At 72.6% G+C, this 26,132-nt stretch carries 29 protein-coding genes and 1 pseudogene; 16 read left to right on the forward strand and 14 right to left on the reverse strand.

Annotated features, from left to right (window positions below):
• Positions 1-87 precede the first annotated feature (87 nt).
• Entirely contained in the window at positions 88-846 is a 759-nt protein-coding gene (locus ACA511_RS38995) for an IclR family transcriptional regulator (protein WP_375029776.1), read from the forward strand.
• 54 nt (positions 847-900) lie between these two features.
• A complete protein-coding gene (locus ACA511_RS39000; RefSeq protein WP_375029777.1) occupies positions 901-1,953 on the forward strand; it encodes a hypothetical protein in 1,053 nt (350 codons plus the stop codon).
• Here the strand turns inward: ACA511_RS39000 and ACA511_RS39005 are convergent.
• The 3 genes from ACA511_RS39005 to ACA511_RS39015 are packed head-to-tail and all read right to left on the reverse strand — an operon-like array spanning position 1,950 to position 4,281.
• Positions 1,950-3,008, reverse strand: a complete 1,059-nt coding sequence (locus ACA511_RS39005) for an ABC transporter permease subunit (RefSeq protein ID WP_375029778.1) — start codon at positions 3,006-3,008, stop codon at positions 1,950-1,952. The genes ACA511_RS39000 and ACA511_RS39005 overlap by 4 nt on opposite strands.
• Entirely contained in the window at positions 3,005-3,880 is an 876-nt protein-coding gene (locus ACA511_RS39010; RefSeq protein WP_375029779.1) for an ABC transporter ATP-binding protein, read from the reverse strand. Before ACA511_RS39010 ends, ACA511_RS39005 begins: the two co-directional genes overlap by 4 nt.
• Positions 3,877-4,281, reverse strand: coding sequence for a GntR family transcriptional regulator (locus tag ACA511_RS39015; protein WP_375029780.1), 405 nt, complete (start codon positions 4,279-4,281; stop codon positions 3,877-3,879). The genes ACA511_RS39010 and ACA511_RS39015 overlap by 4 nt, the downstream gene beginning before the upstream one ends.
• 132 nt (positions 4,282-4,413) lie before the next feature.
• Here ACA511_RS39015 and ACA511_RS39020 point away from each other — a divergent pair, with 132 nt between their 5' ends.
• Positions 4,414-4,785 carry a DUF2255 family protein gene (locus ACA511_RS39020; RefSeq protein ID WP_375029781.1) on the forward strand — a complete coding sequence of 124 codons (372 nt, stop codon included), beginning with the start codon at positions 4,414-4,416 and terminating at the stop codon, positions 4,783-4,785.
• A gap of 14 nt (positions 4,786-4,799) precedes the next feature.
• On the opposite strand, the gene ACA511_RS39025 is transcribed toward ACA511_RS39020, so the two are convergent.
• From ACA511_RS39025 to ACA511_RS39035, 3 genes are all read right to left on the reverse strand, one after another.
• Positions 4,800-5,966, reverse strand: coding sequence for an alpha/beta hydrolase (locus ACA511_RS39025; RefSeq protein WP_375029782.1), 1,167 nt, complete (start codon positions 5,964-5,966; stop codon positions 4,800-4,802).
• A gap of 106 nt (positions 5,967-6,072) precedes the next feature.
• Positions 6,073-6,270 (reverse strand): DUF397 domain-containing protein, encoded by a 198-nt coding sequence (locus ACA511_RS39030; protein WP_375029783.1) that lies wholly within the window; start codon positions 6,268-6,270, stop codon positions 6,073-6,075.
• 80 nt (positions 6,271-6,350) lie between these two features.
• Positions 6,351-7,079, reverse strand: coding sequence for a Scr1 family TA system antitoxin-like transcriptional regulator (locus ACA511_RS39035; protein ID WP_375029784.1), 729 nt, complete (start codon positions 7,077-7,079; stop codon positions 6,351-6,353).
• A 96-nt stretch (positions 7,080-7,175) separates the two neighbouring features.
• On the opposite strand from ACA511_RS39035, the pseudogene ACA511_RS39040 reads away from it, so the two are divergent.
• From ACA511_RS39040 to ACA511_RS39090, 11 genes and pseudogenes are all read left to right on the forward strand, one after another.
• Positions 7,176-7,499, forward strand: a pseudogene (locus ACA511_RS39040) (ATP-binding protein); the annotation flags it as partial.
• A gap of 126 nt (positions 7,500-7,625) precedes the next feature.
• A complete protein-coding gene (locus tag ACA511_RS39045; protein ID WP_375029841.1) occupies positions 7,626-7,787 on the forward strand; it encodes a BldC family transcriptional regulator in 162 nt (53 codons plus the stop codon).
• Positions 7,784-8,179, forward strand: coding sequence for a hypothetical protein (locus ACA511_RS39050; RefSeq protein ID WP_375029785.1), 396 nt, complete (start codon positions 7,784-7,786; stop codon positions 8,177-8,179). Before ACA511_RS39045 ends, ACA511_RS39050 begins: the two co-directional genes overlap by 4 nt.
• Positions 8,180-8,335: 156 nt before the next feature.
• A complete protein-coding gene (locus ACA511_RS39055) occupies positions 8,336-8,839 on the forward strand; it encodes a SigE family RNA polymerase sigma factor (RefSeq protein WP_375029786.1) in 504 nt (167 codons plus the stop codon).
• Positions 8,836-9,894 carry a hypothetical protein gene (locus ACA511_RS39060; RefSeq protein WP_375029787.1) on the forward strand — a complete coding sequence of 353 codons (1,059 nt, stop codon included), beginning with the start codon at positions 8,836-8,838 and terminating at the stop codon, positions 9,892-9,894. Before ACA511_RS39055 ends, ACA511_RS39060 begins: the two co-directional genes overlap by 4 nt.
• A gap of 44 nt (positions 9,895-9,938) precedes the next feature.
• Positions 9,939-10,868, forward strand: coding sequence for a deoxyribose-phosphate aldolase (gene deoC, locus ACA511_RS39065; RefSeq protein WP_375029788.1), 930 nt, complete (start codon positions 9,939-9,941; stop codon positions 10,866-10,868).
• 2 nt (positions 10,869-10,870) lie between these two features.
• On the forward strand, positions 10,871-12,301 hold the full coding sequence (locus ACA511_RS39070) for an aldehyde dehydrogenase family protein (protein ID WP_375029789.1): 1,431 nt from the start codon (positions 10,871-10,873) through the stop codon (positions 12,299-12,301).
• Positions 12,294-13,148, forward strand: coding sequence for an aldehyde dehydrogenase family protein (locus tag ACA511_RS39075; protein WP_375029790.1), 855 nt, complete (start codon positions 12,294-12,296; stop codon positions 13,146-13,148). The genes ACA511_RS39070 and ACA511_RS39075 overlap by 8 nt, the downstream gene beginning before the upstream one ends.
• A gap of 82 nt (positions 13,149-13,230) precedes the next feature.
• Complete coding sequence (locus tag ACA511_RS39080) at positions 13,231-14,226, forward strand: hypothetical protein (protein WP_375029791.1); 996 nt, start codon at positions 13,231-13,233, stop codon at positions 14,224-14,226.
• A gap of 6 nt (positions 14,227-14,232) precedes the next feature.
• Positions 14,233-14,478 carry a DUF2630 family protein gene (locus ACA511_RS39085; protein ID WP_375029792.1) on the forward strand — a complete coding sequence of 82 codons (246 nt, stop codon included), beginning with the start codon at positions 14,233-14,235 and terminating at the stop codon, positions 14,476-14,478.
• Positions 14,475-15,440 carry an LLM class flavin-dependent oxidoreductase gene (locus tag ACA511_RS39090; protein ID WP_375029793.1) on the forward strand — a complete coding sequence of 322 codons (966 nt, stop codon included), beginning with the start codon at positions 14,475-14,477 and terminating at the stop codon, positions 15,438-15,440. The genes ACA511_RS39085 and ACA511_RS39090 overlap by 4 nt, the downstream gene beginning before the upstream one ends.
• Before the next feature lie 78 nt (positions 15,441-15,518).
• Here ACA511_RS39090 and argS read toward each other — a convergent pair whose 3' ends face one another.
• The 6 genes from argS to ACA511_RS39120 all read right to left on the reverse strand — a co-directional run bounded on the left by argS (position 15,519) and on the right by ACA511_RS39120 (position 21,162).
• Complete coding sequence (gene argS / locus ACA511_RS39095; protein ID WP_375029794.1) at positions 15,519-17,264, reverse strand: arginine--tRNA ligase; 1,746 nt, start codon at positions 17,262-17,264, stop codon at positions 15,519-15,521.
• Positions 17,265-17,317: 53 nt separating this feature from the next.
• Complete coding sequence (plsX, locus tag ACA511_RS39100; RefSeq protein ID WP_375029795.1) at positions 17,318-18,523, reverse strand: phosphate acyltransferase PlsX; 1,206 nt, start codon at positions 18,521-18,523, stop codon at positions 17,318-17,320.
• Between the two features lie 122 nt (positions 18,524-18,645).
• Positions 18,646-19,056: a hypothetical protein gene (locus tag ACA511_RS39105; RefSeq protein ID WP_375029796.1), complete on the reverse strand. Its 411-nt coding sequence runs from the start codon at positions 19,054-19,056 to the stop codon at positions 18,646-18,648.
• A 95-nt stretch (positions 19,057-19,151) separates the two neighbouring features.
• The gene (locus ACA511_RS39110) at positions 19,152-19,523 is read right to left on the reverse strand and encodes a hypothetical protein (RefSeq protein WP_375029797.1); all 372 of its coding nucleotides are present in this window, start codon (positions 19,521-19,523) and stop codon (positions 19,152-19,154) included.
• Positions 19,520-20,440 (reverse strand): alpha/beta fold hydrolase, encoded by a 921-nt coding sequence (locus ACA511_RS39115; RefSeq protein WP_375029798.1) that lies wholly within the window; start codon positions 20,438-20,440, stop codon positions 19,520-19,522. Before ACA511_RS39115 ends, ACA511_RS39110 begins: the two co-directional genes overlap by 4 nt.
• Positions 20,437-21,162 carry a DUF998 domain-containing protein gene (locus ACA511_RS39120; protein ID WP_375029799.1) on the reverse strand — a complete coding sequence of 242 codons (726 nt, stop codon included), beginning with the start codon at positions 21,160-21,162 and terminating at the stop codon, positions 20,437-20,439. Before ACA511_RS39120 ends, ACA511_RS39115 begins: the two co-directional genes overlap by 4 nt.
• Positions 21,163-21,598: 436 nt before the next feature.
• On the opposite strand from ACA511_RS39120, the gene ACA511_RS39125 reads away from it, so the two are divergent.
• The gene (locus ACA511_RS39125) at positions 21,599-22,885 is read left to right on the forward strand and encodes a KamA family radical SAM protein (protein WP_375029842.1); all 1,287 of its coding nucleotides are present in this window, start codon (positions 21,599-21,601) and stop codon (positions 22,883-22,885) included.
• A 116-nt stretch (positions 22,886-23,001) separates the two neighbouring features.
• On the opposite strand, the gene ACA511_RS39130 is transcribed toward ACA511_RS39125, so the two are convergent.
• Positions 23,002-24,192 carry an MFS transporter gene (locus ACA511_RS39130; RefSeq protein ID WP_375029800.1) on the reverse strand — a complete coding sequence of 397 codons (1,191 nt, stop codon included), beginning with the start codon at positions 24,190-24,192 and terminating at the stop codon, positions 23,002-23,004.
• Positions 24,193-24,251: 59 nt separating this feature from the next.
• On the opposite strand from ACA511_RS39130, the gene ACA511_RS39135 reads away from it, so the two are divergent.
• Positions 24,252-25,235 carry a DUF5937 family protein gene (locus tag ACA511_RS39135; protein WP_375029801.1) on the forward strand — a complete coding sequence of 328 codons (984 nt, stop codon included), beginning with the start codon at positions 24,252-24,254 and terminating at the stop codon, positions 25,233-25,235.
• On the opposite strand, the gene ACA511_RS39140 is transcribed toward ACA511_RS39135, so the two are convergent.
• The gene (locus ACA511_RS39140; protein ID WP_375029802.1) at positions 25,181-26,035 is read right to left on the reverse strand and encodes a helix-turn-helix domain-containing protein; all 855 of its coding nucleotides are present in this window, start codon (positions 26,033-26,035) and stop codon (positions 25,181-25,183) included. The two genes, ACA511_RS39135 and ACA511_RS39140, sit on opposite strands and share 55 nt — an antisense overlap.
• Positions 26,036-26,132 lie beyond the last annotated feature (97 nt).

Below are 26,132 nucleotides of genomic sequence, written 5' to 3' on the forward strand. Positions count from 1 at the left end.
GACCGTTCGGTGCGCGGGAGGTGATCCAATGGACGGATCGTCGCCGGAGGTCTGACCGGATCGGGCCAGAGGGGTTCGCCGCGGGTAATGGATGAGACACGCAAGCCGACTCTCATCGCCTCGGTCCAGCGCGCTCTGCGCCTCATGGAGGCGGTGGCGTCCCATCCGAGCGGCGCGCCCGCCAAACAACTCGCGCGCGAGGCGCGGCTGCCGCTCGCCACCACCTACCACCTGCTGCGCACCCTCGCCCACGAGGGCTACGCGACCCGGCTGCCGGACGGCGCGTGGGTGCTCGGCGAGCGGGTCGAGGCCCTGCACGGGCAGAGCCGGGCGCAGCAGCTGCTGGCCCGGCTGCGTCCCCTCCTCATCGAGCTGCGGGACGCGCTGGGCGTCGCGGCCTACTTCAGCATGCACGTGGACGGCGAGATCCGGCTCATCGACGTCGCCGACGGCCCGCGCGCCCCCCGCGTCGACGTGTGGGTCGGCTTCGAGGACGCCGCGCACGCCACCGCGCTGGGCAAGTGCGTGCTGAGCCAGCTCGACGAGGAGCGCCGCAGCGACTACCTGTCCCGGCATCCGCTGCACGACCTGACCCCGCACACCATCACCGAGCCGGGGCGGCTGATGCGCTCGCTCCGCCCGTCCAGCGGCCTGCTGTTCGACCGGGAGGAGTACGCGCTCGGCACGGGGTGCGCCGCCGTCCCGGTCGCGGACCCTTCGGGCTCGGTGCCGGGCGCGCTCGCGATCTCGTGCCGGCCCGGCAAGCTGCCGAGGATCGAGAAGTCGGCCGATCGGATGCACGCCACCGCCGAGCGGATCCAGCTCACGCTCGCCCTCTCCGGCTGAAAACCATGCCAGTCAACACTGGCGCAATGTGCGGCGGTGCTCCATAGTGCTCGCATGAGCCGATCACTGGTGACCGCGGCGCTCGCGGGCGCCGTCCTCCTCGCCCTTCCCGTGACCGCGCACGCCGCCGAGGGCGGCGTGCACGCGGTGTCCCTGCCGTTCCTCTGGCCGAGGGCCGAGATCGACGACGTCGCGCCCGACGGCGCCGGCGGAGTGTGGATCGGCGGAGGGCAGGGCGCCTACTGCGTCCCGTGGATCGACTCCTGCGGCCTCTACAGCGCGGGCAACCCGGTCGTGCGGCGCTGGACGGGCTCGTCCTGGAAGGAGTTCCCGATCAACGGCTGGACGGGGAACGGCCTGATCGGGCGGGTCGTGTCCGGCGGCGGGCAGACGTGGCTCGGGGGCGGCGCGTACGACTCCGGATACCTCGACCAGCTGTTCGTGTTCGACGGCACGGCGTTCCAGAAGGTCGACAAGCCGTCCGCGTCGTCGGTCGGCATGCTCAGCACGGGACCGGGCGGGACGTGGGTCTCCCAGGCCGTCTTCCCCGACGGGACGCAGCCGCGCCTGCTCAAGCGCGAGGGCTCCGGCTGGACCGCCCGGGACCTCCCCGACATCAGGACCGTCGTCGACGACGTGCAGGGCACCGGCGCGACCGACGTGTGGGCGGTGGGCAGCCGGCCGTCCGAGTCCGGCACCGGCCCGTGGCGGCCCGTCGTGGCGCGCTTCGACGGGACGGCCTGGACGTGGGCGCCCACGCCCGCCCTCCCGTCCGGCGTGACGAACATCGCCGAGGTGCTGCCGCTCGCGCCGGACGACGTCTGGGTGGCCGCGGCCGACCACGTCGCGCACTGGGACGGCGACGGCTGGACGGTGACCGCGTCGCCGGGCCCCGTTTCCGACATCGCCGTGGACGGCTCGGGGACGCTGTGGGCCGCCACCCCGTACGGCGCGGAGGGACGGCTGTACCGGCTGAGCGGCGGCGCCTGGCAGGCCGTCGCCGTCCCCGCCGGGACGGCGCTGACCGACATCACCGCCACCGGCGCGTCCACGATCTGGGGCGTGGGCCGCGCGAACGACGCGCCGGCGGCGGTGAGCAACTCCTAGGACAGGCGGCGGCGCGTCCAGAAGAAGCAGACGCCGGACAGGCCCAGGGCGAGGACGGCGAACAGCCCGCTCTCGGCCCACTGGAGCCGCCAGAAGCGGTCGGCGGGCTGGTAGACCACCTCCTGCCTGAACCCGAGCCGCCCGATCTCGGCGAAGCACTCCTCGCCGGGCCCGCCGGGAGGCTCGGGTTCAGCGCCCGGACCCGGCGGGCCCGGGGACACCCGCGGCGGGGCGCACGCGCCCGTCATCAGGGAGGCGGGCAGCGCGGCCTCGCGCCCGGACGCGTCCACCGTGCGGTTCGCGAGCGTCCACGCCCCCGGCGCCGCGTCCGTCTGCACCGTCATGACCTCGGAGCCCTGGTCCAGCGTCATCTGCGACAGGTTCTTCGACGTGATCGCCACGGTCGCGGTCTCGGCCGGGACGAGGTGGGCGCGGACCCACAGCGGCATCGCGACCTGGACGCCGACGAAGACGGCGAGGGTGATCGCCATGGCCGGCAGGGTGCGCCGGGTGAGGACGCCGGCCGTCACGCCGAGCGCGAAGGCGAAGGCCGCGTACCCGATCGGGACGATGCCGTGCGCGCTGAACGCCACCGGGGCGATCCGCGGGAACCGGTCGGCGACGGCCTCGTCCAGGGGGCCGGACCACCAGTTCGCCATGCGGACGGCGAGCCCGGCGGCGACCATCGCGGCCAGCCCGACGAGCCCGAGCTTGGCGGCCAGCCAGCGGGTCCGCGTGACGCTCTGGTTCCACGCGAGCCGGTGCGTGCCGCTCTCCAGCTCCCGGGCGATGAGCGGCGCGCCCCAGAAGAGCCCGATGAGCGCCGGGAGGACCATCACGATCGCGATCACGGCGCCGTACTGCACCTGGTGGTCGTTGAAGAACGTCGTGGCGAAGCGCGAGCAGGCGTCCTCCGAGCGGCAGGACGCGAGCCCGCCGGCGTAGCGGTCGGCCAGGCTCGGCCCGCTGACGGCGAGGGCCGCGCCGAGGACGGCGAGCCCGCCGAACACCACCGCGGCCTGGGCGCGGAACTGCCGGAACGTCAACCAGATCATCGGATCGCCTCCAGCGTGGGACGGCTCGGGGCCGAGGCCATGTAGGCGAGGACGAGGTCCTCCATGCCGATCGGCCCTACCGTCCAGGCCGGGTCGTGGACGGGGCCGTCCGACCGGACGACGAACGTGCTCTGCCGGTCGGTGTGGCTCTCGGACACGACGTGCTGGTCGGACGGCAGCGTGTCCCGCCGGGGCCCGGTCAGCCGGTGATGGGTCGCGAGGAGGTCGTCGACGTCCCCGGCGACCCGGACGCGCGACTCCACCAGGACGATCAGGTAGTCGCACGTCCGTTCGAGGTCGGACACCAGGTGGGACGACAGGACGACGCTCAGCGAGTGCTCGGCGACGGCCTCCATCAGACCTTGCAGGAACTCGCGCCGGGCCAGCGGGTCGAGCGCCGCGACGGGCTCGTCCAGGATCAGCAGTTCGGGCCGCTTGGCGATGCCCAGCGTCAGCGCGAGCTGGGCGCGCTGCCCGCCGGACAGCTTCCCCGCCTTGTGCCCGAGGCCGAGCCCGAGCCGCTCGACGCGCTTCCGCGCGACGGCTTCGTCCCACCGGGGGTTGAGCCGGGCGCCGAGCTTCAGGTGGTCGCCGACGCTGAGCCCGGCGTACGTCGGCGTGTCCTGCGCGACGTACCCGACCTTGGCGAGCTGCTCCGGACCGGCGGCGGGCCGTCCGCCGAGCACCCGGATGCTCCCGGCCGTCGGCGCCAGCTGGCCGACGGCCAGGTTCAGCAGCGTGCTCTTCCCCGCTCCGTTCGGCCCGACGAGCCCCACGACCCGTCCGGCCGGGATGTCCAGCGTGCAGTCGGACAGCGCCCAGCGCTGCCCGTACCTCTTGCCCAGCCCTCGGGCCTCCAGAACGGCGGTCACGCTATGCCCTCCTCGCGGGCGGACCGAAATGTGGTCATGAACAGCGCCTCGATGCTCTCGTCGTCCAGCCCGGCCATCCGCGCCTTGGCGAGCCAGCGCTCCAGGTCCTTGCGCAGCGGCCCGTGCGCGGCGAGCGACCCGCCGGCCAGCGACCGCGTCACGAACGTCCCGACCCCCGGACGCGGCGCGACGAGCCCTTCGTGCTCCAGCTCCCGGTACGCCTTGAGCACGGTGTTCGGGTTGATCGCGAGCTGCGCCACCACGTCCTTGACCGTGGGCAGCTGCTCCCCGACCCGCAGCAGGTCGAGCCGCAGCGCGTGCCGCACCTGCCGGACGAGCTGCATGTACGGCGAGACCCCCGACCCGGAGTCCAGATGGAACTCGATCATCGCTACCTCCATTTAACTAGCATGCTAGTACTTTAGATGGGTGATCCTCCCCGATGTCAATGCGACGGGACGAAGACGCCCCGGACATCGCCAAATTCGAGCAACGCGGGACGCATCGGACGGCTCGCCGGGCATGACCCCGGCATGTCCACATGGAGCAGTGACGACCTGGCCCGCCTCGGCGGCGCCGACGAGATCCAGATCGCGCCGGAGGAGAGCGACGGCACGCTGCGGAGCCCGACCACCATCTGGATCGTCCGCAGCGGCGAGGAGATGTACGTGCGCTCGGTCAACGGCCCCGGAGGCCACTGGTACCAGACCGCCGAGAACACCCACCGAGGCCAGATCCGCGCGAACGGTACGACCAAGGACGTGGCGTTCGTCGACGAGGGCGACCCGGCCGTCAACGAGCAGGTCGACGCCGCCTACATGGCCAAGTACGGCAGCACGCCCCACGCCGAGCCGATGACCCGCCCCGGCCCCAGGGACACGACGCTCAAACTCGTGCCACGCTGACCGGCCGACCTCCGCTACGCGGGCGGTGATTGAAGACGACCTCGCCGCCCGGCGGGACGGCACACGAGCCGCGTGGCGAACGCCTCGACGGCGTCCACGACCAGGTCGAAGCGCAGCGAGTGGAACAGGTCGAACGCGTGCTGCGCGCCGGGCAACTCGGCGTACACGACCGGGCCTTCGGACGCGTCGCGCAAGGCGTCGGCGAAGTGACGCGCCTCCCGCACGGGGACGAGCGTGTCGGCGTCGCCGTGCACGACGAGGAACGGCGGCGCGTCAGCGCGGACGTGGTCGAGGGGCGACGAGCCGGTCCCTTCGCCGTGCCCGTAGTAGGCGCCGAAGTATCCGTACAGGCAGACGGCGGCGGCGACGGACGTGTCAGCGGACTCGAAGCCCGACTGGTAGGCGGGGTCGTTCTGGGTGAGCGCGCACAGCGCGGCCAGGTGGGCTCCCGCGGAACTGCCCGCCATGACCGGAGTGCCGCCGCCGGCGCCGTACGCGCGGCCATGCTCGCGCGCCCACGCGATGACCTTCTTGGCGTCGGCCAGATGGTCGAGGAGGCCCGCGTCCGGACGGAGGCGGTAGTCGGCGCTCACGCACACCCACCCCTGGCTCGCCAGCCGGTAGAGCAGCGGCCGGGCTTCGCGGTTCTTGTGGCCGCTGAAGTAGCCGCCGCCGTGGAAGTAGATGAGCGTGGGCCCGCCCTCCGGGGCGGAGCGGTTGCGGTAGACGTCCAGGCGGTGGCGCCGGTCGTCGCCGTAGGGGAGGTCGGCGATCCGCTCGACGTCCCGGCGCCGGACGTGCACGCCGAGGAGGATGCGGCCGAAGGGGAGGCGGCGACGCAGCCCGGGGGTGCGCCATTCCGGTCCAAAGCCTTCGGTCATGGCGCGCTCCAGCGCGGGACCGGCCGCCAGCTGCCGCCGGACGACGACCACCAGACCTGCGGCGGTCAGGACGGCGAGTCCGAGCACGGCCAGGGCGCCCGGCGACCCCAGGTCCCGCTGCGCGGCGGCGAGCAGCGTCGAGGCGAGCACCAGGAAGAACACCAGGAACGGCACCTCGTTCGGCACCGTGCTGATCCGGAAGCCGAAGTTGACGAGCCCGCGCGGCCTGCGCGGCGGCGCCAGCGCGATCGCTGTGGCGCCCGCCGCGAGCACCGTACTGATCAGATAGCCGTAAGGCACGGGGGTCCTCCTCGCTCGACGGACCTCAAGAGTGGATCCGCCGACACGGACGCGGCATCGGCCGCAAGACTCCTGTGACTACGACTGGGGGTGACGCCACCCCCGACTATCGTCTGATGCCGGGGTTCAGCTCGTCCTGCTTGATGTGGGTGAGGAGCTGAGTGAAACCGTAGGCGGTGAGGGTCAGATATCCGGCATCGGGGGCCTTGCTGTCCCTGATGCCGCGCCCGGCGGCGAGCGCCGCGACCTCCACACACTCCTCACCGGACGCGTTGCTGCGGCTGGACTTGCGCCACTCGATCACTGCATGGCCTCCATGATCTGTGCGATGTGGACACGTGAGGCGGACGCGGACAACGCTTCGGAGCCGATGAGGTCGAAGCGCTAATGGAGGTCGTCCAGCCTTGTCGAGTCCTGGGTCAGTCTGCCACCGGTGTTTGCATCCATGTAGGCCGCGGAATCCTTTGTCCCATCGAGGATTGCGAACGAGCCGTCGAGGCCGATGTGCGCGCCGACACTGCGGGGCACGACGCGCAGGATGATGTTGCGCCGGTGGCTGAGCGTGATGAGGTGGGCGAGCTGCTCTCTCATGACCTCCGTTCCGCCGACGGGCTGGTCGAGTGCCGACTCGTTGACCAGTGCACGCAGTTCGGGCGGTCTGTCCCGGCTCAGTACCGCTTGCCGGGCCATGCGAGCGTCGACCGTGGCCTCCACGTCCTCGATGATCTGGCCGCCCTCCAGGAGAGCTCGGGCGTAGTCCGGCGTCTGGAGCAATCCCGGGATGATCGCGAGAGCCCAGTAGCAGATGCGGGACGCCTGCGCCTCGATCGGCGTGTACTGGTTCCACCAGCCCGGGTCGTGAGCGCGCTCCGCCAAACGGCGAAGTCGGGTGAAATGCCCATATGTACGCCAAACTCTGTCCAAAGTTTCGGCGTGCTTCAAAGGAAGGTTCTCGCGAGCCGATTCCCAGTTCGAAACCTGAGTTTTTGTGACGCCGAGGATCTTGCCCACATCGGTCTGCGTCATGTTTCGTTCGATGCGCCATACGCGCAGGTCAGCCGCCAGCCAATGCCAATGATCGTGGTCTGAATCGAGATCATTCCGAGCGCCCATTAATGATCCCCCAAGTACAGATTACGTGGTTGAACGAATTGAACCCTAGCGCGGGCCGTCACGCTGTGGCCAGAAAACGGGCAAGGAGGGAGCGAGATGCTCGCGTTCAAGCCGGACGTCGAAATTATCAAAGCGGCGCGGGATTATGTTGCGGAGATCGCCGCCGAATGGCCTGTCGACGGATATCACGTGCGGGTGGTGGTATCGGAGTTGGTCACCAACGCGATACGGCACGCGCGGACCGACGAGATCCGGGTGGACGCCTGCTCGGACGGTGACATGCACGTGGTGAAGGTCTGGGACGGCGACGGGAGGCTTCCGGTGCCGCGAGCCCCGGGACCTGACGCGGTGGGGGGCCGCGGGCTGATGATCGTCGGAGAGCTGGTCACTCGCTGGGGCACGCTGCGCGACGTGGCGGGTGGCAAGACCGTTTTCGCCGAATGGGTCGTCCGCACCCCGAAATCACCGTCGCCGAGACGGAAAGCCCTGGTGAGCAGCCGCGAGCCGGTGATCATCGATGGGTGGGACTTCGGTGCCGGGCAGCTGATGACGCCTGGTGATGTGGCCACGATGTTCCGCGTCGATCCCAAGACCGTCACTCGATGGGCCGATGACGGCAAGCTGGCGTCCATTCGCACGCTCGGTCGCGTCCGCCGGTTCAGCCGTCAGCAGGTCGAATACCTCATGCACGGGAATGGTGCGCAGTGACGGCTGGAGCGGTGCGTGGGCTGATGCGGGCGGCCGGCCGGTGGCGACTGGTTCTGGAGGCGCGGACGCTGGTCGGCCATGAGGCGGCCGTGCGGCGGCTGGAGGGCCTGCGGTTCGCGCTACTGCCGCTGGGGTGGCGGTGCGTCGGGCTGTACGACCGGCGCGAGTTTCGGTTTCCGGTGCCTTTGCTGTGGGTGTATGCCAGCGGGCATGCCTACGACGTCGGCGCCGTCATCACGGTGCGGGCATTGCCGGGCGAGAGATGGGGATACTTCGAGGCCGGCAACGGGCGGGACGGGTTCGTCCGTCCCTGCGGTGATGTCGGGGCGGCGGCCGAAGCTCTCGACCTCGTCCTCAAACACCGCTTGTTCGCGCGCCGCGAGTGGACCTGACCGAACACCCGCACGCTCATGCCTGGCGCGTCTGCCGGATGCCGTCGCCTCGCGTCCGCCGTCCCTGGTGGTCCGGTGTGGCCTATGGCCGGTGCGTGCAACCTTTTGTGGGGGTTGGCGCATCAGGGGGGTGTGGGCCAGGTGAGGAGTGTGCGGATGGCGGGGCGTGATGCGGAGTTCACCGCTTATGTGACGGCCCGGACGCCGTGGTTACGGCGGGTCGCCTTCCTGTTGTGCCAGGACTGGCACCGGGCGGACGACCTCGTCCAGACGGCGATCACGCGGCTGTACGTGCACTGGCGGCGGGCGTCGGCGGCGGACAACGTGGACGGGTACGCCCGGACGGTCCTGGTCAGGGTGTTCCTGGCCGAGCAGCGGGGCGGGTGGCGGCAGCGGGTCCGGGTCGTCGAGCGGCCGCCGGACGTCCTCGTCGAGCCCGCCGACCACGCGGGCGGCGTGGATCTGCGGGCGGCGCTGGCGGGCCTTCCGCCCCGGCAGCGGGCCGCCGTGGTGCTGCGGTTCTACTGCGACCTCTCGATCGAGCAGACCGCCGGCGTGCTGGGGTGCTCCGCCGGGACGGTCAAGAGCCAGACCGCCCGCGGCCTGGACGCGTTGCGGCGCGTCCTCGATCCGGTACCGGAGGGGGAGAGGCGGACATGAACGACCTCAAGGAGCGGCTGGAGGGCCTCGCGAGTGCCCCCGGCCCGGCGTCCGCCGTGGACGTCGCGGCGGCCATGGCCAGGGGACGGCGGACCAGGCGGGCCAGGAAGGCGGCGGCCGTCGCCGTGGCCGCGGGGGTCGCGGCGGCCGTGGCGGGGGTCGCGGTGCTGCCGTCGTCCCACGACGAGCGTCCCGACAAGGCGGTGGAGCCGTCGAGGTATCCGAGCCCGCTGATCGAGAAGGCCAGGTTCGGGTGGTTGCCTCCAGGTTTCGTGCGGACGCGGGTCACGCATGACGGCGGACCTCACCCCGTCTACAAGGTGAACGCCGGGCGCGGGCCGCAGAACCTGTCCATCGAGCTGACCCTGCTCCCTGCCGGGATCCGGCCGGGCGTCCCGATGCTGCCGGGAGCCCGGAAGGGGCATCTGACGAAGGCGGCGCCGGTGAACGGGCGTCCCGCCTACTGGTCGATCAAACCGGGCGGTCCCGGGTCGGAGCAGGTCCCGGCGGAGTTCCGGTGGGAGTACCGGCCGAAGACCTGGGCGCTGCTGTCGGTCAACGATCGCGGTGTCGCGGACGCGGCGACCGTCCAGCGCATCGCGGCGGGGGTGCGGTTCGGCGGGGACGAGCCGATGGCGTTCCCGGTGCGGGTGACCGGGCTTCCGCAGGGGTTGGAGGCCGGGCGAGTGTGGCTGGGCCTCGGCTCGGACGTCTGTTTCTCCTTCGGAATCCCGGGCGGGCGCGGTGACCTGCTGATCACGATGAACACGGCCAGTGAACGGGTCAGGAACTTCTTCAAGCCCAACACGAGCGTCGACGGGCACCCGGCGTTCGACACGCGGCTTCCGCATCCCGGCCCCACGATCGGCAGGGTGCCGGCGTCGAAGTCCCAATCGCTCCATGTGTTCGGGGTGGGCGGATACGACATCGCCATCGAGGCGACGGGTGAGCCGCTGCGGCGGCTTCAGGCCGATGGCGGGGTGACCGGGCTGTTCCGGCGGATCACGCCGCTCGGCGCCGACCCCGCGCACTGGACGACGACACCGCTTCGTTAGGTGTCTGTTTTGTGCCTGGGGCGTAGTTCGGCGATGCTGGGGACGTGTCAACGGAGACTCTGAACGGCGCCGCCGAGCTGCGCGCCTTCCTGCACGGCCTGCCGGGCGTGGACCGGGTGGGCGCCGAGGAGCGGGCGGCGCGGCTGGCCACGCGGTCGATCAAGACGACGGCGAAGGCCGAGGCGATCGACCTCGCGATCTCGATGGTGGACCTGACCACGCTGGAGGGCGCGGATACGGCGGGCAAGGTGCGGGCGCTGTGCGCCAAGGCCGCCCAGCCTGATCCGGGGGACGCGTCCGTCCCGAAGGTCGCGGCGGTGTGCGTCTACTCGGACATGGTGGACGTCGCCGTCCGGGCCCTCAAGGGGACGGGCATCGGCGTCGCCAGCGTGGCGACGGCGTTCCCGTCCGGGCGGGCGCCCATGGAGGCGAAGCTCGCCGACACGCGGGCGGCGGTGGCGGCGGGCGCGGCCGAGATCGACATGGTGATCGACCGGGGCGCGTACCTGTCCGGCGACTACGCCAAGGTGTTCGACGAGATCGTCGCGGTCAAGGACGCCTGCGGGGACGCGCACCTGAAGGTGATCCTGGAGACGGGCGAGCTGGCGACGTACGACAACGTGCGGCGGGCGTCGTGGCTGGCGATGCGGGCCGGGGCCGACTTCATCAAGACCTCGACCGGGAAGGTGTCGCCGGCGGCGACGCTGCCGGTCACGCTGGTGATGCTGGAGGCCGTCCGCGACTACCGCGCGGCCACCGGACGGCAGGTCGGCGTCAAGCCCGCCGGCGGCATCCGGACGACCAAGGACGCGATCAAGTACCTGGTGCTGGTGAACGAGACCGCCGGCCCGGACTGGCTGACCCCGGAGTGGTTCCGGCTGGGCGCGTCCAGTGTGCTGAACGATCTGCTGATGCAGCGCCGCAAGCTCGCCACCGGCGTCTATTCCGGTCCCGACTACTTCACGCTGGACTGATCATGGTTTTCGAGTACGCGCCGGCGCCCGAGTCGCGGGCGGTCGTCGACATCCGCGCCTCCTACGGGCTGTTCGTCGGCGGCGAGTTCACCGACGGGCACGGCGAGCCGTTCAAGTCGATCAATCCGGCGGACGAGAGCGTCCTGGCCGACGTCGCGTGCGCCGACGAGGCCGACGTCGACCGGGCCGTCAAGGCCGCCCGCACCGCGTTCGACAAGGTGTGGGGCCCGATGCCGGGCCGCGAGCGCGCCAAGTACCTGTACCGGATCGCCCGGATCGTCCAGGAGCGGTCGCGGGAGCTGGCGGTGCTGGAGTCGATCGACAACGGCAAGCCCATCCGCGAGTCGCGGGACGTGGACGTGCCCCTCGTCGCCGCCTGGTTCTTCTACTACGCCGGATGGGCCGACAAGCTCCCGCACGCCGGGTTCGGGCCGGACCCGCGGCCGGTCGGCGTCGCGGGGCAGGTCATCCCGTGGAACTTCCCGCTGCTGATGCTGGCCTGGAAGATCGCCCCGGCGCTGGCCTGCGGCAACACCGTGGTGCTCAAGCCCGCCGAGACGACGCCGCTGACCGCGCTGCTGTTCGCCGACATCTGCCGGCAGGCCGAACTGCCGCCCGGCGTCGTCAACATCGTCACCGGCGCGGGCGAGACGGGCCGCGCGCTGGTATCCCATCCGGGGATCGACAAGGTCGCCTTCACCGGCTCCACCGAGGTCGGACGAGAGATCGCCCGCACCCTCGCCGGGACGGACAAGAGGCTCACCCTGGAGCTGGGCGGGAAGGCCGCCAACATCGTCTACGACGACGCGGCGCTCGACCAGGCCGTCGAGGGCATCGTCAACGGGATCTTCTTCAACCAGGGCCACGTGTGCTGCGCGGGCTCCCGGCTGCTCGTCCAGGAGTCGGTCGCGGACGAGGTGCTGGAGCGGCTGAAGGCCCGGATGGCGACGCTGCGGGTCGGGGACCCGCTCGACAAGAACACCGACGTCGGGGCGATCAACTCCGCCGCGCAGCTCGCCAGGATCAAGGAGCTGGCGGACGCGGGCGAGCAGGAGGGCGCCGACCGGTGGTCGCCGCCCTGCGAGCTGCCGTCCCAGGGGTTCTGGTTCGCGCCGACGGTGTTCACCGGGGTCGCGCAGTCGCACCGGATCGCCCGCGAGGAGATCTTCGGGCCCGTCCTGTCGGTGCTGACGTTCCGCACCCCCGACGAGGCGGTCATCAAGGCCAACAACACCCCGTACGGGCTTTCGGCCGGCATCTGGACCGAGAAGGGCTCGCGGATCCTCTGGACGGCGCAGCGGCTCCGCGCCGGGGTGGTGTGGGCCAACACGTTCAACAAGTTCGACCCGGCCTCCCCGTTCGGCGGCTACAAGGAATCGGGGTTCGGCCGCGAGGGCGGACGCCACGGACTGGAGGCCTACCTCAATGCCTGACCGTCTCGCCGTCCGCAAGACCTACAAGCTGTTCATCGGCGGCGCGTTCCCGCGCTCGGAGTCTGGCAGGTCGTACGTGGTGACCGACGCCAAGGGCCGGTTCCTGGCCAACGCCTCGCAGGCGTCCCGCAAGGACGCCCGGGACGCGGTCGTCGCCGCGCGCAAGGCGTTCCCCGGCTGGTCGGGGCGCACCGCCTACAACCGCGGGCAGATCCTCTACCGCGTCGCCGAGATGCTGGAGGGACGCCGCGACCAGTTCGTCGACGAGCTGCGTCGGGCGGGCGCGTCCAAGAGCGCGGCCGGGGCCGAGGCGGACGCGGCCGTCGACCGCTGGGTCTGGTACGCGGGCTGGGCCGACAAGCTGAGCGCCGTCGCGGGCGCCGCCAACCCTGTGTCCGGGCCGTTCTTCAACTTCTCCACGCCCGAGCCGACCGGCGTCGTCGCCGCCGTCGCGCCCGACTCGCCGCTGCTCGGGCTGGTCTCCGTGGTGGCGCCCGCGATCGTGTCCGGCAACACCGTCGTGGCGATCGCGTCGGAACCGGCGCCGCTGCCGTCCATCACCCTGGCGGAGGTCCTGGCCACCTCCGACCTGCCGGGCGGGGTCGTCAACGTCCTCACCGGACGCCGCGCCGAGGTCGCGCCCTGGCTGGCCGCGCACATGGACGTCAACGCGATCGACCTCGCGGGCGTCGCGCACGACCAGGTCCGCGACCTGGAGGAGAAGGCCGCCGGGAACCTGAAGCGCGTCCTCCGCCCGCAGGACGCCGACTGGGCGGACGAGCCCGGAACCGCCCGTATGACGGCATTTCTGGAGACGAAGACCGTCTGGCACCCGGTGGGCATCTAAGTCGATTTGACGCACCGTGTGTAGAGGGTCACAAAGTGTGGAATAGATCTCCCCGTAACTGATCATCACTGGGGGGAGATCAGTGCCTACCAAGACCGCATCGCGCACGACGACGAGCCGAGGTACGGCCGGTCGCGCGAAGAGCACATCAGCGAACAAGTCCACCACGGCCAAGAGGCCGGCGGCCAAGCGCACGTCGGCCGCGAGCTCGTCCTCGAGATCGACCACGAGCAGATCGACCACGAGCAGGTCGACCGCAAGCAAGTCGGCCGGTAGGTCGGCGGGGACGAAGAGCAGCACGGCGAAGAAGTCGACGGCGTCCAGCCGGACGTCGTCGGCCGCCGCGACCCGCGTCACCAAGGCCGCGAGCCAGGCCAAGACCGCCGCGACGCAGATGAAGTCGGTGGCGACCAAGGCGTCCTCGTCGGCCAAGGCCATGACGGCGATGACCAAGGCGATGACCAGCGCGACCAAGGCCATGTCCGACGCCGCCAAGGCGATGGACGCGGCGGCCAAGGTCATCACCACCACGGCCAAGTCGAACGCCAAGAGCAGCACGGCGAAGAAGAGCACGCCGTCGGGCAAGAGCTCGTCCGCGAAGGCGAGCACCTCGAAGGCGAGCACGTCCAAGTCGGGCACGTCGAAGGCGAGCACGAAGGCGAGCACGTCCAGGGCGGGCACGTCGAAGGCGGGGACGGCCCGCAAGACGACCTCGGCCGCGTCGAGCCGCTCACGGCCGACCACGTCGGCCCGGACGAGCAAGTCGTCGGCGGCGTCGAAGTCCAAGCCGTCGAGCACGGCGAGGAAGTCGACCGCGACGCCGAAGTCGCGGACGAGCGCCGCCCGCAAGACCACCTCGTCCCGGACGAGCGCGAGCACCCGAACGGGGACGTCCGCCAAGTCCGCGGCGGCCCGGCAGGCGCCCGCCCGCCGCGCCGGCGAGGAGGCCGGCCGGGCCGCCGCGACCGCGCCGCCCGCGTCCCCGGCGGTCGAGCCGAAGACGGGCCCGTTCCAGCACTCGACCAGAAGCGAGGGCGGGTTCCTCAGCGGGCTCACCAACGCCGTCCGCGAGCGCTGAGAGCCGATGGACGAGAAGGGCATCCTGGCGCGCATCGACGAGTACGTCGGCGAGGAGCAGCGGCTCCGCGAGCGGTACCGGCGCGACGGGCTCGGGCGCGAGGAGGAGCACCGGCGGCTGGCGGAGCTGGAGGTCGCCCTCGACCAGTGCTGGGACCTGCTGCGCCGCCGCAGGGCCCGGCTGGAGGCCGGCGAGGACCCCGGCGAGCCGGGCGTCCGGCCGCCGGACGAGGTCGAAGGCTACCTGCAATGACGTCGCCGTCCCGGCCGCGCGGGCCGCTGCGGTTCGGCGCCTGCCTCGCCCCGGCCGCGTCCGACCCGCTGATACGCATAGCGCAGGACGCGGACCGGTTCGGGCTCGACCTCCTCGGCGTCCGCGACCAGCCGTACCGGCGCGGCACCGCCGACGCGCTGGCGCTGCTGGCGGCCGTGCTGGCGGGCACGTCCCGCATCCGGGTGCTGCCCGCGGTGGCGTGCCTGCCGCTGCGCCCGCCCGCCGCGCTCGCCAAGGCGGTCGCGACGATGGACCGGCTCAGCGGCGGACGCGTCGAACTCGGCCTCGGCGCGGGCGCCGTACCGGACGGCATCGAGGCGTACGGCGGCGCGCGGCTCGGCCGCGCGGCGGCACGGCGCGCCCTGGAGGAGGCCGTGCAGATCATCCGGCTGCACTGGAGCGACCAGTCCGGGCTCCGGTTCCAGGGCGAGCACTACCGGTTCGCCGCCGCGCAGGCCGGCCCGGCGCCCGCGCACCGGATCGGGATCTGGCTCGGCGTCACCGGGCCGCGCGGGCTCGACCTCGCCGGCCGGGTCGCGGACGGCTGGATCGCGCCGTCGTCGGCCGTCCCGCCGAAGCGGCTCGCCGACGGCCAGCGCCGCCTGGACGACGCCGCCGCGCGCGCCGGCCGCGACCCGGCCGACATCCGCCGCGTCTACGTCTGCGAAGGGGCGCTGGACGGGACGGACTCGCGCGGCTTCCTGCACGGCCCGCCCCGCCAGTGGATCTACGAGCTGACGGAACTGGCCATCGGCCACGGCGTCGACTCGTTCCTCTACGCCGGCGACCCGGAGGACCTCCCGGTGTTCGCCCTGGAGGTCGTCCCCGCAGTCCGCGAGCAGATCACGCGCGAGCGGGCTGTGTCGACCCAGGGGAGCGACCCCCTGGAACCCCCGTCACGAGCCGGTCGATCCTCACGCCACAGTTCGGGCGTGTTGTGACCGTGCGGGTCTGCCGGTGTCGCTGCGGTCGACCGGCTCGGCGGGCATGCCCGTGAACCGGTGGCTGAGGTTCGGGCCTTACATGCGTTCCGGGGTGGGGACGCCGAGGAGGTGCAGGCCGGTTTCGAGGGTGCGCAGGGTCGCCGCGCACAGCGCCAGGCGCGACGCCTTCGTCTCCTCGTCCGGGGCCTTCAGCACGGGGCAGTTCTCGTAGAACGTGGTGTAGGCGTCGGCGACCGCGTAGACGTAGGACGCCAGCCGGTGCGGCTCGGCGGTGTCGCCGGCCTGCTTCAGGACGGCCCCGAACCCGAGCAGCTCCAGGGCGAGCGCCCGCTCGGCTGGATGGCCCAGCGTGATCGGGCCGGTCGCGTCCGCGACGGAGACGCCGCCCCTGCGGAAGATCGACCGGATCCGGGCCGCCGCGTACTGGAGGTACGGGCCGGTCTTGCCGTGGAACGAGATCATCCGGTCGAAGTCGAAGACGTACTCGCTGTCGAGGGCCACCGACAGGTCGGCGTACTTCACCGCGCCGATGCCCACCGCCTGGACGATCGCGGCCCGCGTCTCGTCGTCGAACGGCTCGTCGTGCTGGATCTCGTCGAAGACGGCGCCGGCCCGCTCGACGGCCTCGTCCAGCAGTTCGGCGAGCTTGACGGTGCCGCCCGCCCGGGTCCGCAGGATCTTGCCGTCGGTGCCGAGGACGTTGCCGATCTGCGCGTGGTCGGCCTGCACGGCGTCGTCCAGCCAGCCCGCCATCCGCGCGACGGCGAACACCATCTGGAAGTGCAGCGACTGCGGCGCGCCCACCACGTAGACCATCCGGTCGACGTGCTCGGTGTCGACCCGGTACCGGATCGTGGCGAGGTCGGTGGAGGAGTAGTTGTAGCCGCCGTCGCTCTTCCGGATGATCACCGGGAGGGGCTCGCCCTCCCGGCCGGTGAAGCCGGGCGGGAACGCGCACAGCGCCCCGTCGCTGACGACCGCGATGCCCTTGTCCTCCAGCTCCCGGACGGTCGGGGCCAGCAGGTCGTTGTAGAAGCTCTCGCCCTTGATGTCGGCGTCGGTGAGCGTGACGCCGAGCCGCCCGTAGACGGCGTTGAAGTACCGCTTGGACACGTCCACGAGGACGTTCCACAGCCGCAGCGTCTCGGCGTCGCCCGCCTGGAGCGCGACGACCCGCTTGCGGGACCGGTCGGCGAACTCCTCGTCGCCGTCGAACTTCTCCCGCGCGGCCTGGTAGAACGCGGTCAGGTCGCTGACGGACGAGTCGTCCCGCGCGGCGGCGTCCTCGCCGAGGTCGAGCAGGTGCTCGATCAGCATCCCGAACGGGGTGCCCCAGTCGCCGACGTGGTTGTCGCGGACGACGTCGTGGCCGAGGAACGCGAGGATCCGCGCGATGGCGTCGCCGACGATCGTGGTCCGCAGGTGGCCGACGTGCATCTCCTTCGCGACGTTCGGCGAGGAGTACTCGACCACGACCTTCTGCGGCCGGTCGGCCGGCGGGACGGCGAGCCGCTCGTCCTCCAGGGCGCGCTGCGCCTCGGCGGCGATCCACGCGTCGCTGAGCGTCAGGTTGATGAAGCCCGGCCCGCTGACCTGGACCTCCGACACCACGTCGGCGGTGTCGAGGTTCGCGACGATCGCGTTGGCCACGTCTCGCGGCTTGCGGCCCAGCTTCTTGGCCAGCGGCAGCGCCACGTTGGCCTGAAGGTCGGCGAACTGCGACGGCCGGATGACCGGGTCGGCGTCCGCGTACGACGGTCCGAAGGCGGCGCTCAGCGCGGCCTGGACCTGGGAGGCGAGTACGAGTTGCGGATCGGGCATGTCCCAAGGTTATCGGCGTCGCGCCCTCGGCCGGACCCGGTTTTCGGCGCGGCCTACGGCGCGGCGGGCGGTTCCTTGCGGTCGGGGACGGTGTCGCCGGCCGGCTCCCGGGGCGGCGGCGGGCCCTCCGGCGGCTTCTCGGGGGGCCTCTCCTCGGGCCGGTCGGCGCCGTCGCGCTCCCCGTGCGTCCAGCGTCCGAACCGGGACGTGCGGGTCGCGGCGACCTGCTCCCGGATCCGCTCGACGATCCGCCCGGCGGCGAGGCGGTGCGCCAGCTCGCACGCCGAGGTGATGGCGCGGGCCCGGGACGCGCCGTGCGCGATGACGACCGTCCCGTTCAGGCCGAGCAGGACGCCGCCGCCGTAGGTGTCGGGGTCGAGCCGGTCGCGGAGGTCCTGGAGGCGGCGCCGCTGGAGCAGCGCGCCCATCCGCGCCGCCGCGCTGGACGTCATCGCGTCGCGGATCTCGGTGAACGCGGTGCCGATCGTCCCCTCCATCGTCTTGAGCGCGACGTTTCCGGTGAAGCCGTCCGCGACGATGACGTCGACCCGGCCGCGCAGCAGGTCGTGGCCCTCCACGTTGCCGGCGAACTCGATGCCGTGGCTGCCGCCCGCGAGCAGTTCGTGGGCCCGCTTGGTGAGCTTGTTGCCCTTGCCCGGCTCGGCGCCGATGTTGAGCAGCCCCACCGTGGGACGGTCGGGGCCCAGCAGGATCTGCGCGTAGGCGGTGCCGAGCGCGGCGAACTGGACGAGCGTCTCGGGCTTGACGTCCGCGGTGGCGCCCGCGTCCAGCAGGATCGTCGGGCGCGGGCGGGTCGGCAGCGTCACCGCGATCGCCGGCCGCATCACGCCCTGCTGGCCCTTCAGCCGCAGCCGCGACGTCGCCACCACGCCGGCGGTGCTGCCCGCCGACACCAGCGCCGACGCGCGCCCCTGCCGGATCAGGTGGCAGGCGATCGCGATGGACGAGCGGGGCTTGCGCCAGCTCGCGAGCGCGCCCTCGCCCATGTCGAGCGCCTCGTCGGCGTGCACGATCGGGATCTTGCCGACATAGCCGTACCGGTCCAGCTCGCGCCGGATCCGCGCGGCCTGCCCGACCAGGACGAGCCGGACGCCGTGCTCGCGGACCGCCTCGACCGCCCCGGCGACGATCTCCCCGGGGGCGTGGTCGCCGCCCATCGTGTCGACCGCGACCGGCAGCGGACGCGGCGGCACGCGGCGAGGCGCCGCGGCGCGCGACGGCTCGCCCGTGCCGGTCATGGCAGCTCCAGGAGGCTGAAAGGAAATGCGGTGCGCCGCAAGAACGCAGCTCATCGCATCGTATGGCGTCCTCTCACCTGCCTCGGCTGCGCCCGCCTGGAGTGGCGATCATCACCCCGGCGTCAGCCCCCGCCGTTCGCCTCCCCGGACCGGCAGTCGGCGCCCAGGCAGGACGCGTTCTGCACGACCGGCCGCCCGTCCACGAGGATCGTGTAGGACGCCTCGTGCGTCTCCTTCTCCCCGCTGCCGATGACCTGGACCGGTTTCTTGTCCGAGGTGGTGCCGGTACAGGAGACGCGCAGCTTCTCCTTCGTCCAGCCGGGCAGGTCCGCGCACTTCAGCGGCGCCGCCAGGGCCACGCCGCGCTGGTGCAGCTCGGCGGCGGCGGTCACCGGCAGCGCCTTGCGGAGCGCGGCCTGCGACTGGTACTTCAGCTCCTTGCCGCCGGCCAGCACCAGGAACGCGGCGCCACCGGCGAGCACGAGCGCGACGAACGCGGCGGAGCCCAGGATCAGGGCCTTCTTGCGATTCATCTTCACACCGGCTACGTCACCGACGGTACGGGAACGTATGCGTTGGGTGTTCGGTTTTTCCGTTCCGTAGGCGGATTCGTTGCCGTGCGGCAGGCTCAGGCGCCCGGATCGCCGCAGCCGAGGCCGAGGCAGTTCTTCCGCAGCACCTCGCGCCCGCCCACGGTGATGACGTAGGTCTCGCGGGGGCGGTCGGTGTCGGCGTCGTACGCGACGCCCTCCACGGTGACCGGTTCCCCGCCGCGCGTCCGGGCCGTGCAGTCGACCCGCACCACGGAGTCGGTGCTCGGCACGGGCGACTCGCACGAGGGGCGTTCGCGCAGCTCGATGCCGCGGACCTTCAGCTCGTCGATGGTGCCGTCGGTGACGGCGTTCTGGTACGCGCCCTCCGAGATGCGCTGCATGACCTTGCAGCCCGACATGGTCACGGCGAGCAGCACGGCCAGGGCGGCCGCCGGCGCCCTCCTCATGCGCGCTCCCCGTGGGTCGACGATCCCCCGCCGGTCGTCTCCGCCTTGAGGACGTCGTCGACGGCGTCGGCCACGACGTCGGGACGGTCGAGCGGGACCATGTGCAGGGCGTCCGGCAACTCGATCCTCCTGCCGCGCGGGCTCATCCGGGCGAGCCGCTCGTGCCCCCCGGCCCATTCGCGCTTGCGGGCCGGGCCGTCCACATCGCCGAGCGCGGTCACCACGACCAGCGGGACGTCCGGGAAGGGGCGCCGCTCCCGCAACCGCGCCAGGTCGGCGGCCATCTCCCGGTAGGCCAGCTCCTCCGCGACGACGGTGCCGATCACCGTCCCGCGCCCGTACACCGACCGGACGACGCCGCCGGGGACGGCCTCGTCGCGGCGGCTCGTGCGCCTGAGGACCTGCCGCCGCCCGAACGGCCCGGCGACCCGCGCCAGCCGGGTCGCGCCGAGCAGCGCGCCGGCCGCCGCGGCGAGCGGGGTCAGCGCGGCGGCGGCCCGCACCCGCACGCGCGGGTCGTGCTCGCAGCTCGGGTCGACGAGCACCAGGCCCCGGACGAGCCGGGGCCGCAGCCGGGCCAGCGCCTCGGCGTGGAACGAGGCCATCGAGTGCGCGAGGACGACCACCGGCCGCCCGGCCCGCGTAGCGAGGGCCTCCAGGATCGCGGTGTCGCGGCGCAGCGACGGCGGCGCGACGCCGGCCGGGCTGAGCCCGAGGCCGGGGCGGTCGAAGACCGTCACGCGGTGCCCGTGCCGCAGCAGCCCGACCGTCGGCGTCCAGTCGAACCAGGCGCCGCCGAGCCCGGACGCCAGCAGCAGCGGCGGCCCGCCGGCCGGCCCGGACCGGACGACGTGCACCTGCTCGCGCCCGACGTTCACGATCTCACCGTCGGACCGACGGGCTCCGCTGCCGGTCATACGCACGCCTCCTCGGTCGCGGCGGCGGCGCCGCGCGCGGCGCGCGCCGCGTCCCGCCGGTCGGCGTACAGCGCCCACGCGATCACCAGCAGCCCCAGGCACAGGATGCCGATCTGGACGCGCTGGACGACCCCCAGCCACTGCCCCAGGTACATCGCCGCCAGCGTGCTCAGCGCGGACACCGACTCGGCGAGCGCCAGCAGCCAGCCCCAGCGGGCGAGCGCCGGCCACCAGCCGTAGCGGCGGGCGGCGAGCGACAGCAGCAGCAGCGCGGCGACCCCGCAGACGATCACGGCGCTGCTGGTGAACGAGTGGAACTCGTGGGAGAACGACACGTGCTCCGAGCGCTCCCGCAGCGCGCACCAGGTCTCCAGGCTCGGCGCGCAGTCGAGCGGGAAGGACGCGTCGCCGATCGCGCACACGCCGAAGAGCCCGAGGAACGCCCACCCGGCCGTGGCGAGGGGCTTGCGGGAGAGCCTGCGGAGCGTCCCGGCCGCCACCAGGATCGACAGCACGCCGGTGATGAAGTCGCCCGCGCTGTAGACGAGGTGGAACGGCTGGTCGGAGGCCGACAGCTCGCTCACGTAGCCGTTGAAGAAGTCGAGCTTGGGGCTGAGGACGTTCTCCAGCACGAACGTCGCGTAGGTGATCGCGGCCACGGTCGCGAGGACGACCACGCGCAGGGGGACGACGCCCGGCTCGTCCCGTACGTCTGAGTCCACCCGGCCCCCTCACACCGCCGGATCGCACCCGCGCCCTGTCGCGCGCGCCGATCAGGCCGCTCGGTTCCGCCCCGCCCAGTATTTCCGAAGATCGGGGCCGCCGGGGACCGGGGTGCGGGTTCCGGTGTATCCGCTGGCAGTGTCGATGGGCGGAACTTCGCCTCCCGCTGACGGAGTAGTTGACGTCCCGTAGTCGTTGTAGAAGGGAGGGGCCGTCAACGATGATGTCCAGGCGATTTGCCTGGATCGTCCGTTGACCAGCCTTTGCCCTCACCGGGTAGAGGGTATGAATTCGGCATGAACCCGTCCCAAAGGGTTGAATGGGGGTGCCCCCGGCACCTTTGATCACCGTCCGTGACGACGCGCCGGGGTGCGCTTCCCCGCTGACAGCAAGGAGTACCAACACGTGACACTGGTGAACGACGCGGCTCCCGCGATGCGATCCTCCGGTCGCAAGTTCCGCGCCTTCACGGCGAAGCACCTGGACGAGCTCACCGCTCGGGCCGGGCTGTCGCCCGCGCAGCGGCTCGCGACCCGGGCGGTGGCGACGGTCCTGCCGTTCCGGACGAACGCCTACGTCATCGAGGAGCTCATCGACTGGTCGGCCGCGCCCGACGACCCGATCTACCGGCTCGTCTTCCCCCAGGAGGACATGCTCCCCGCCGAGGACGTCGCGCACCTGTCGGACCTGCTGCGCCGCGAGGCCCCGAAGGCCGAGATCGAGGCCGCCGCCCACCGCGTGCGGATGAAACTGAACCCGCACCCCGCCGGTCAGATGGAACTGAACATCCCGACCTTCGGCGACGGCAAGCTCCCCGGGATGCAGCACAAGTACGACGAGACCGTGCTGTACTTCCCCAAGCAGGGGCAGACCTGCCACGCGTACTGCACGTACTGCTTCCGCTGGGCCCAGTTCGTCGGCGAGGCCGACCTGAAGATGGCCGGCGACGAGCCCGCCGCCCTCCGCCAGTACCTCCTCTCCCACCCCGAGGTGACCAGCGTCCTGTTCACCGGCGGCGACGCCATGATCATGGGCGAGTCGGTGCTGCGCCGCTACGTCGAGCCGCTGCTCGACCTGGAGCAGCTCGAATCCATCCGGATCGGCACGAAGTCGCTCGCCTACTGGCCGCAGAAGTTCGTCACCGACCCGGACGCCGACGACATGCTCCGCCTGTTCGAACAGGTCGTGGAGTCGGGCAAGAACCTCGCGTTCATGGCGCACTTCACCCACCCGCGCGAGCTCGAGCCCCTCATGGTCACCGAGGCGTGCCGCCGCATCCGCGACACCGGCGCGGTCATCCGCACCCAGGCCCCGCTGATCCGCACGATCAACGACGACGCCCGGACGTGGGAGACCATGTGGCGCGTCCAGACGCGGATGGGCCTCGTCCCGTACTACATGTTCGTCGAGCGCGACACGGGGCCGCAGGACTACTTCGCCGTCCCGCTCGCCCAGGCGTACGAGATCTTCCGGGACGCGTACAAGAGCGTGTCCGGCCTCTCCCGCACCGTCCGGGGCCCGTCCATGTCGGCGACTCCGGGCAAGGTCTGCGTGGACGGCGTCGTCGACCTGATGGGCGAGCAGGTGTTCGCGCTGCACTTCATCCAGTGCCGCGACGCCGACCTCGTCGGCAAGCCCTTCTTCGCCAAGTACGACCCCAACGCGGTCTGGCTGGACGACCTGAAGCCCGCCTTCGCCGACCGCTTCCCCTGGGAGGGCTGAGCCGAAGCCGAGCCGGCCACGGACGAGTCGAGTACGTGGCCGGCCTCGGCCGAGTACGCCGTCATGCTCTTCGCGGAGGGGTCAGGCATGGCTGATGTGGTCCTCCTCCCGGAGGGTCAGCGCAGCGAGCGGGTCAGGCACAGGCAGGCGGCGACGGTGGCGGCGCCGCACAGCGCCATGACGTGGCCGGGCGCCAGCAACTCGCCGAGCGCGCCCGCCGCGCCGATGCCGGCCGCCTGGCCGGTCATCAGGCCGCTGCCGGACAGGCCGAGCGCCCGTCCGCGGATCTCCTCCGGCACCGCGTCCACGAGGCGCCGCTGGACGGTCAGCTCGTAGCCCAGCCCGAACGTCCCGGCCGCCATCAGCGCGCACGCCGCCGGGAGGCCCGGCTCGAACACGAACACCAGGAGGGGCGCGCCGGTCAGCAGGGCCAGCGGGAGCGTGAGGCGCTCGCGCGGTCCCGGCGGGACGAGGCGGCCCACCACGAAGTTGCCCGCGAGCATCCCGGCGGCCGCGGCGGACAGCAGCAGCCCGGCCGCGTCCGGACGTCCCGCCCCGGCCGCGTAGGGGACCACCACGCCCTCGGCGGCGACCGAGAGGGAGATCGGCAGCCACGCGGCGAGCAGCAGCCCGCGGGTCGGGCGGGTGCCGAGCAGCGAGCGGTTCGTCCGCCACGTCTCGCCCGCGAGGCCCGACGACTCCCGCGCCGCGGGCGGGACGTCCGGGAGGCGGAGCCGGGCGAGCGCCGTGGCCAGCGCCGCGCTCGCCGCGGCGAGCCACAGCGTCCCGGCCGGGGTGAGCGCCGACAGCAGCAGCCCGCCCGCCGCCTGGCCGGCGATCTGCGCGCCCGCGCTCGTCATGCCGAACAGCGAGCGGCCCAGTACGTAGCCGTCCCCGGGGAGCAGCGCGGGCAGCCGGCCCTGCACGGCCGCGCCGCCGACCGGCGCGAACAGCCCCACCGCGACGAGCAGCGCCAGGACCACGGGCAGCGGCAGGCCGCCCAGCGCGAGGACGGCGGTGACCGCGAAGCGCAGCAGGTGGTAGCCGGTGAGCAGCCGCCTGCCCGGGACGCGGTCGGCGAGCGAGAGCAGCAGCGCGCCGCCGATCACGTACGGGATCATCCCGGCGGCGAAGACGAGCGCCGCCCAGACGGACGACCCCGTCCGCTCGTACGTCTGGACCGACAGCGCGATCGTCCGGACGGAGTCGCCCGCCACCTGCAGCGTCTGCAGGGAGAACAGCGTCCGGAACTCGGGGACGCCGAAGACGTCGCGGTACCGCGCGGAGGCCGCGGTGGGAGCAGTCATGACCGTGACTCTGCGGCGGCGGCCCCGGCCCCGGATAATGTTTCGGGGAGGAGCGAAACATGTACCGGATCGAGGTGGGGCCCGGCGATCTCGCGGCGAGCCGGTTCGGGGTGGCGCCGCTGATCGAGGTGCACAGCGCGATCGGCCTGCTCGCCGGCCGGATGCCGGTCGGTCCGCTCGGCCCCTGGGCGGCGCGGGCCCGTCCGGCGTACCGCGAGGTCGCGGGCGACCCGGCCGTCCGGACGCTGGCCTTCCTGCGGCGCCCGCACGGCTACATGGCCGACTTCGTCGTCCCGCCGCCCGCGCGGCCGAACCTCACCGTCGCCGCCCAGCTGGCGACCGTGCGCGCGACGCCGCTCGACCAGGCGCGCCGGGAGATCGCCCGCAACCTGGAGGGCCTGCCGGAGCCGGACGCGGCGGTCCGCGACGTCCTGGACGCCCCCGACATGGTCGAGCGGCTCGCCGCCGGGCTGGAGACCGCCTGGCGCGCCCTGCTGGAGCCCGACTGGGCGGTGGTGCGGTCGATCCTGGAACGCGACATCGTCCACCGCGCGGGCCGGCTCGCCGCCTACGGCTGGGCGGAGGCGCTGGACGGCCTGTCCCGCCAGGTGCGCTGGCGGGACGGCGTGATCGAGGCCGACATCGGCGCCGACGGCGCCTACCGGCTGGGCGGCGCCGGGCTGACGTTCGTGCCCGTCGTGTTCTCCGAACTCGGCGCGGCCCTCGACCAGGACTGGCCGTACACGCTGATGTACCGGGCGAGGGGCGTGGCGGCCCTCTGGGAGAGCCGGGAGCCGCGCGACGCGGACGCCCTCGCCAAGCTGATCGGACGCACCCGCGCCGACCTGCTGCGCCTGCTCGCCGAGCCGGCCACGACGACCTGGCTGAGCGTCCGGCTGCGGATGAGCGTCGGCGGGGTCGGCGACCATCTCGCGGTGCTGCTGGGGTCCGGCCTGGTGGCGCGGGAGCGCAGCGGCCGGTCCGTCCTCTACCGGCGGACGGCCGTCGGGGACGTCCTCGCGGGCGGGTTCCGCGCCGTGTAGTCGCCGGGGGTCATGCCGTACTCCTTTGCGAAGGCCGTGATGAACGCGGACGCGCTCGCGTAGCCGACCTGGTGGGCGACCTTGGTCACCGGCGCGGAGTCCAGCAGGACGCGGGCGGCGCGCAGCCGCAGGAGCGTCCGCCACCGGGTGTAGGGCATGCCGTACTCGCGCTGGAAGTCGCGCTGCAGGGTCTTGGCGCTCACCCGGAGCCGGTCGGCCCATTCGTCGAGGCGGGTCGGGTCGGCGGGCTCGCGGGCGAGGGCGCGGGCGACGGTGAGCGCGAAGCCCGCGCCCCGGACCGCCGCGGGCGCCGGCTCCCGGCCGGGCTGCGCGTCCCGGCCGGGCTCCGCGCGGGGCGCGCCGAGCCCGGCGAGGATGCGGCGGCGGGCGGTGAGCGCGGCCGCCTCGCCGCACCCCCGCCGGGCGATCGCCTCGATGAGCCGCCGGGCCTCGCCGTCGATGGCCACCGGCCCGGCGCGCAGCCCGGCGCAGCCGGGCGGGACCTCGCGCAGGCAGGCCCGGTAGACGGTCTGCCGGCCGCTCGCGTGCACCTCGTGGCTCACCGCGCGCCGCACCCAGAACGCCTCGCCCGCGCCGGTGAACCGGACGGACGGGCCGTGCAGCGTCGCGAGCGGTCCGTCCGGCGACCAGTAGAGCTGGTGCAGGAAGTCCTGGCGGCTCTCGCCGATCGCGAGCGCGCCCGCCGAGCGGTACTTGAGGACGAGGATCCCGCCCGGGTCGCCGAGGCCGTAGCCGTACTCCTCGCAGGTCTCCGGGTCGTTCCCGTAGTGACTCGTCACCGGCACAGCTTGTCCTCCCAGCGCTATGAGCCCGGATTTAAGTAAGGCTAACCTAACTTTGCATTCGACTACGTCAGCGGGGCGCCGACCCCGCGCA

Source organism: Actinomadura sp. GTD37 (assembly GCF_041951365.1).
In the GTDB taxonomy this organism is placed as follows: Bacteria; Actinomycetota; Actinomycetes; order Streptosporangiales; family Streptosporangiaceae; genus Spirillospora.

Bases quoted from the DNA above. Each gene is read 5' to 3' on its own strand.
- ACA511_RS38995 (WP_375029776.1), top strand. From the start codon at position 88: ATGGATGAGACACGCAAGCCGACTCTCATCGCCTCGGTCCAGCGCGCT.
- ACA511_RS39000 (WP_375029777.1), top strand. From the start codon at position 901: ATGAGCCGATCACTGGTGACCGCGGCGCTCGCGGGCGCCGTCCTCCTC.
- ACA511_RS39005 (WP_375029778.1), bottom strand. From the start codon at position 3,008: ATGATCTGGTTGACGTTCCGGCAGTTCCGCGCCCAGGCCGCGGTGGTG.
- ACA511_RS39015 (WP_375029780.1), bottom strand. From the start codon at position 4,281: ATGGAGGTAGCGATGATCGAGTTCCATCTGGACTCCGGGTCGGGGGTC.
- ACA511_RS39020 (WP_375029781.1), top strand. From the start codon at position 4,414: ATGTCCACATGGAGCAGTGACGACCTGGCCCGCCTCGGCGGCGCCGAC.
- ACA511_RS39035 (WP_375029784.1), bottom strand. From the start codon at position 7,079: ATGGGCGCTCGGAATGATCTCGATTCAGACCACGATCATTGGCATTGG.
- ACA511_RS39045 (WP_375029841.1), top strand. From the start codon at position 7,626: ATGACGCCTGGTGATGTGGCCACGATGTTCCGCGTCGATCCCAAGACC.
- ACA511_RS39055 (WP_375029786.1), top strand. From the start codon at position 8,336: ATGGCGGGGCGTGATGCGGAGTTCACCGCTTATGTGACGGCCCGGACG.
- ACA511_RS39060 (WP_375029787.1), top strand. From the start codon at position 8,836: ATGAACGACCTCAAGGAGCGGCTGGAGGGCCTCGCGAGTGCCCCCGGC.
- ACA511_RS39070 (WP_375029789.1), top strand. From the start codon at position 10,871: ATGGTTTTCGAGTACGCGCCGGCGCCCGAGTCGCGGGCGGTCGTCGAC.
- ACA511_RS39075 (WP_375029790.1), top strand. From the start codon at position 12,294: ATGCCTGACCGTCTCGCCGTCCGCAAGACCTACAAGCTGTTCATCGGC.
- ACA511_RS39085 (WP_375029792.1), top strand. From the start codon at position 14,233: ATGGACGAGAAGGGCATCCTGGCGCGCATCGACGAGTACGTCGGCGAG.
- ACA511_RS39090 (WP_375029793.1), top strand. From the start codon at position 14,475: ATGACGTCGCCGTCCCGGCCGCGCGGGCCGCTGCGGTTCGGCGCCTGC.
- argS (WP_375029794.1), bottom strand. From the start codon at position 17,264: ATGCCCGATCCGCAACTCGTACTCGCCTCCCAGGTCCAGGCCGCGCTG.
- plsX (WP_375029795.1), bottom strand. From the start codon at position 18,523: ATGACCGGCACGGGCGAGCCGTCGCGCGCCGCGGCGCCTCGCCGCGTG.
- ACA511_RS39105 (WP_375029796.1), bottom strand. From the start codon at position 19,056: ATGAATCGCAAGAAGGCCCTGATCCTGGGCTCCGCCGCGTTCGTCGCG.
- ACA511_RS39110 (WP_375029797.1), bottom strand. From the start codon at position 19,523: ATGAGGAGGGCGCCGGCGGCCGCCCTGGCCGTGCTGCTCGCCGTGACC.
- ACA511_RS39115 (WP_375029798.1), bottom strand. From the start codon at position 20,440: ATGACCGGCAGCGGAGCCCGTCGGTCCGACGGTGAGATCGTGAACGTC.
- ACA511_RS39125 (WP_375029842.1), top strand. From the start codon at position 21,599: ATGCGATCCTCCGGTCGCAAGTTCCGCGCCTTCACGGCGAAGCACCTG.
- ACA511_RS39130 (WP_375029800.1), bottom strand. From the start codon at position 24,192: ATGACTGCTCCCACCGCGGCCTCCGCGCGGTACCGCGACGTCTTCGGC.
- ACA511_RS39135 (WP_375029801.1), top strand. From the start codon at position 24,252: ATGTACCGGATCGAGGTGGGGCCCGGCGATCTCGCGGCGAGCCGGTTC.